This window comes from Geodermatophilus chilensis (genome assembly GCF_002802985.1).
GTDB classification, from domain to species: Bacteria; Actinomycetota; Actinomycetes; order Mycobacteriales; family Geodermatophilaceae; genus Geodermatophilus; species Geodermatophilus chilensis.
The window spans coordinates 1-3,852 of sequence record NZ_NVPT01000274.1; the positions used below are offsets into that span (position 1 = coordinate 1).

General features: G+C 73.7%; 3 protein-coding genes. All 3 read right to left on the reverse strand.

Annotation, left to right across the window (positions count from 1 at the left end; all coding sequences use genetic code 11):
* On the reverse strand, positions 1–2,227 hold a 2,227-nt coding region (locus tag CNO22_RS26080; RefSeq protein ID WP_100502152.1), incomplete at its 3' end, for an MMPL family transporter.
* Positions 2,224–3,114, reverse strand: a complete 891-nt coding sequence (locus CNO22_RS26085) for a HesA/MoeB/ThiF family protein (RefSeq protein WP_157937141.1) — start codon at positions 3,112–3,114, stop codon at positions 2,224–2,226. The genes CNO22_RS26085 and CNO22_RS26080, both read right to left, overlap by 4 nt.
* Before the next feature lie 34 nt (positions 3,115–3,148).
* Complete coding sequence (locus CNO22_RS26090; protein ID WP_198588620.1) at positions 3,149–3,736, reverse strand: DivIVA domain-containing protein; 588 nt, start codon at positions 3,734–3,736, stop codon at positions 3,149–3,151.
* Between the last annotated feature and the right edge of the window lie 116 nt (positions 3,737–3,852).

The window sequence follows — 3,852 nt, forward strand, 5'->3', positions numbered from 1 at the left end:
GGCCCGGCATCCACCAGTTCCAGTCCCCCATCAGCCGCATGGAGGCCGGCACGACCACGAGCCGGATCACCGTGGCGTCCAGCGCGATCGCGACTGCCATGCCCAGGCCGAGCTGCTTCATCGGCAGGATGCCGGCGAAGGAGAAGGCGCCGAACACCACCACCATGAGCAGCGCCGCGCCCGAGATCAGCGGGGCCGTGCGCGCCAGCCCCCGGGCGACGCTGCCGACGCCGTCGCCGGTCCGGTGGTGGTCCTCGCGCACGCGGCTGAGCAGGAAGACCTCGTAGTCGGTGCTCAGGCTGAACAGCAGGGTCAGCAGCAGCACCGGGACGAAGTTCTGCACGTAGCCGGTGCGCTCGAAGCCCAGCAGGTCGGCGCCGATGCCGTGCTGGAAGACCAGGACCAGGACGCCGTAGGTGGCGGCCACCGACAGCAGGTTGATCAGGATCGCCTTCAGCGGGAGGAACACCGACCGGAAGGTCACCAGCAGGAACAGGTAGATGATCCCCAGCATCGCCGCCACGACCGCGGGCATCATCCGGGTGATGGCGTCGTTGCTGTCCACGCCCTGCGCCGTCTCGCCGCCGACGTCCACGGTGAGCCCGCCGCCGTCGGTGCGGGCGGCCTCGGCGCGGACGTCGTCGAGCAGCTCCTGGGTGCCCTCGGCCGCGGCCGGCCCGTCCGGGATCACGCTGAACAGCAGCCGCCGTCCGTCGTCGGAGACGGAGTGGTCGACCGTCTGCTGCAAATCCGAGGACAGCGCCTCGCGGTCCGGCCCGGCCAGGGCGCCCAGTGGGTCGGGGGCCACGCGGGCCAAGGGCTCGATCGCCGAGTCGACGCGAACCACGCCCGGCAGCTCCTGCAGCCGCTGCTGCAGGTCCGTGACGGCGGGGCCGTCGTCGGAGCCGAGCGGCTCAGCCGAGCTGACGAGGACCTGCAGCGGCGCGGTGGAGCCGACGCCGAACTGCTCCTCCATCAGCGTGTACCCGACCCGCACCGGCTCCTCCGCGGGGATGATCCGGGCGTCGGGGGTGAAGGTGCGCAGGCCCAGCGAGGGTGCGGCGAGCAGCAGCAGGCCCGCGACGCTGACGGCCAGGAAGAGCACCGGCCGGCGCATGACCCGCCCGGCGAAGCCGACCCACCGCGCCGCGGCCGGACGCCGGTGGGTGCCCTTGCGGACCACGACCATCCAGCGGTTGATGCGGGGGCCCAGCAGGTGCAGCAGCACGGGCAGCAGGATCACGCTGGTCAGCACGGAGAAGGCGACGACGACCACCGCGCCCAGGGCGATCGAGCCGATCACGCCCAGCGGCACGAGGAACAGCGTGCTCATGGCCGCGATGACGGTGAGGCCGGAGGAGAGCACGGTCTCCCCCGAGGTGCGCAGTGTCGTGGCGACCGCGCTCTCGACGTCCCGGCCCGCCGCCAGCTCCTCCTTGAAGCGGGCGATGACGAACAGGGAGTAGTCGACGCCCACGCCCAGGCCCAGCATGGTCGCGGTGTTCTGCACGAACAGCGACAGCTCGTACTGGCCGGCGAGCACGGTGAGCACCGCCAGCGTCAGCACGATCGAGGTCACTCCGACCACGAGGGCCACCAGCGCCGCGACGATGCCGCCGAAGAGCAGCACCACCACGAAGACGATGAGCGGCAGCGTGATCAGCTCGGCGCGGAGCAGGCCCTCCTCGCTGAGCTCGTTGACCTCGCCCCAGAAGGACGCCGGGCCGACGAGGGAGACCTCCAGGCCGTCGTCGGCGAACCGCTCGTGCAGGCGCTCCTGCGCCGCGGGGAGCTCCTGGCGGGCGTAGCCGTCCTCGACGCCGAGGCCGACCACGTCGACGACCGTGCGGCCGTCCTCGCCCAGGAATCCGTCCCGCTCCTCAGGGCTCAGCGTCGACCAGCCGTAGGTGCTCTGGACCTCCAGGGCCGGGTCCTCGGCCACCGCGGCCACCACCTCGCGGACCCTGGCCTCGAAGGGCTCCTCGTCGGCGGTGTGCGCGCGGTCGTGGACGACCACGGTCAGGGTGCTCTCGCCCCGGCCGAGGAAGCCCTCGCGCAGCGCCTCCTCGACGGCGGCCGACTGCGAGCCCTCGACGTCCCAGCCACCGCCGCTGAGCCGGTCGGGCAGGCCGCTCGCGACGACCGCCGCGCCGGCCACCAGGAGGAGCCAGACGACGGCGACCGGCCAGCGCGCGCGGCGGGTGAACGCCGCGAACCGCTCGATCACCGGCCGCGGCCCGACGTGCGCTCCAGGACGGCCAGGTCCCGGAGGGCCAGCGCCAGCACCCACGGCTTGCGCAGCCGGGCGCGCAGAGAGGAGACCGCGGGCCGGACCGCCGCGTGCACGTCCACCACCGTGTGGCGGCGCACGGGCCGGCCGTCGAGCACGTCGACCACCATCCGCGAGGCCAGGGCCCCGAACAGCATCGAGGTGTAGACCAGCTGCGACACGCTCTCCTCGCCGCCGGCCACCGCGGAGCGGGCGCTCTCCAGCATCTCGACCGGGACCACGCGCAGCGGCACCACCTGCCGCAGCAGCCGCCAGGTCGAGTCCGACGCGACCTGTGCCGCGGTGACCGCGCCGTCGAACGGGGCGCCGCCCCGGCGGTAGTCGTGGAAGCGCACGTACTGGGTGCCGGCCATGTCGTACCCGGAGACGACCGGCCGGCCCAGCGCCGCGGCCGCCTCGTGCAGCGCGTACTTCGCCCGCCAGCCGGCCGGCTCGGTGACGTCGACGCCGTCGACGACCACGTCGCAGGCCGCGACCATCGCCGAGACCGTGCCGGGCTGGATGCCGTCGGTCGCCACGCGGGTGCGGGCCTGCGGGTTGATCTCCACGACGTGGCGGGCGCAGACCTCGGCCTTGTTGCGCCCGATGTCGGCCTGCGTCGCGCTCTGCCGGTTGAGGTTGTTGAGCTCGTAGGTCCCGTTGTCGGCGAGCAGGAAGGACTGCACGCCCAGCCGGGTCAGCGGCTCGACCACGGCGCCGCCGGTCGACCCGCAGCCGGCCACCAGCACGGTCGCGTCCCGCAGGCGCTGCTGCGAGGCCGCCGGGATGAAGCCGCGGTTGCGGCAGGTCAGCTCGTCGTAGAGGTCCGGGCTGGTCGCGGTCATGGCGGGTGCTCCCGGGTCGAGGGGTGGGTGGGGCTCAGCGGACGGCGGCCGCCGGCAGGGTGGTGACCACCCGCCGGACCGTGGTGCCGGTGTCCCGGCGGTAGGGGTCGGCGGCGACCTCGGGGCCGGCCGCCACCGGGCCCCGGTCGAACAGCCGGCCGTGCCCGTCGAGCCAGGTCTGCAGCTGCTCCCGGCACCGGCGCTCCGACTCGCCCAGGCGGTCCAGCTCGGCGCGCAGCCGCTGGGCGCCGACCACGAGCTCCTCGACGTCCGCCGACGGGCGCCGGGAGGCGGCGGCGACGACGTGGGCGGCCTCCGCCCGGGCATCGGCGACGATCCCCCGCGCCTCGGCGTGCGCCCGCTCCCGGATGGCGGCGGCATCGGCGGCGGCCTCGGCGAGCATCCGCTCGGCGGCCTGCTCGGCGTGCAGCAGCGTGCGCACCGCCTGGGCGGAGGCGCCGGCGGCTGACGGGTCGACGGGGGCGGCTGCGTCCGGGCCCTGCGCGAGGCGGGTCAGGTCCTGCTCGATCCAGTCGAGGAAGGCGTCGACCTCCTCGACGTCGTAGCCGCGGAAGACGACCCGGAACTCCTGGGCGCGGACGGCGGCCTGGCTCTTACACACATCTCCGAGCCCAACAGACCGTACTAGATCCCGTATGCCGTCGTCTGCATGAAAAAAAATACCAAACGATACTAGGCCTACCAACGCCGACCTTCCCATCCTTTCCCTTTGGTCGG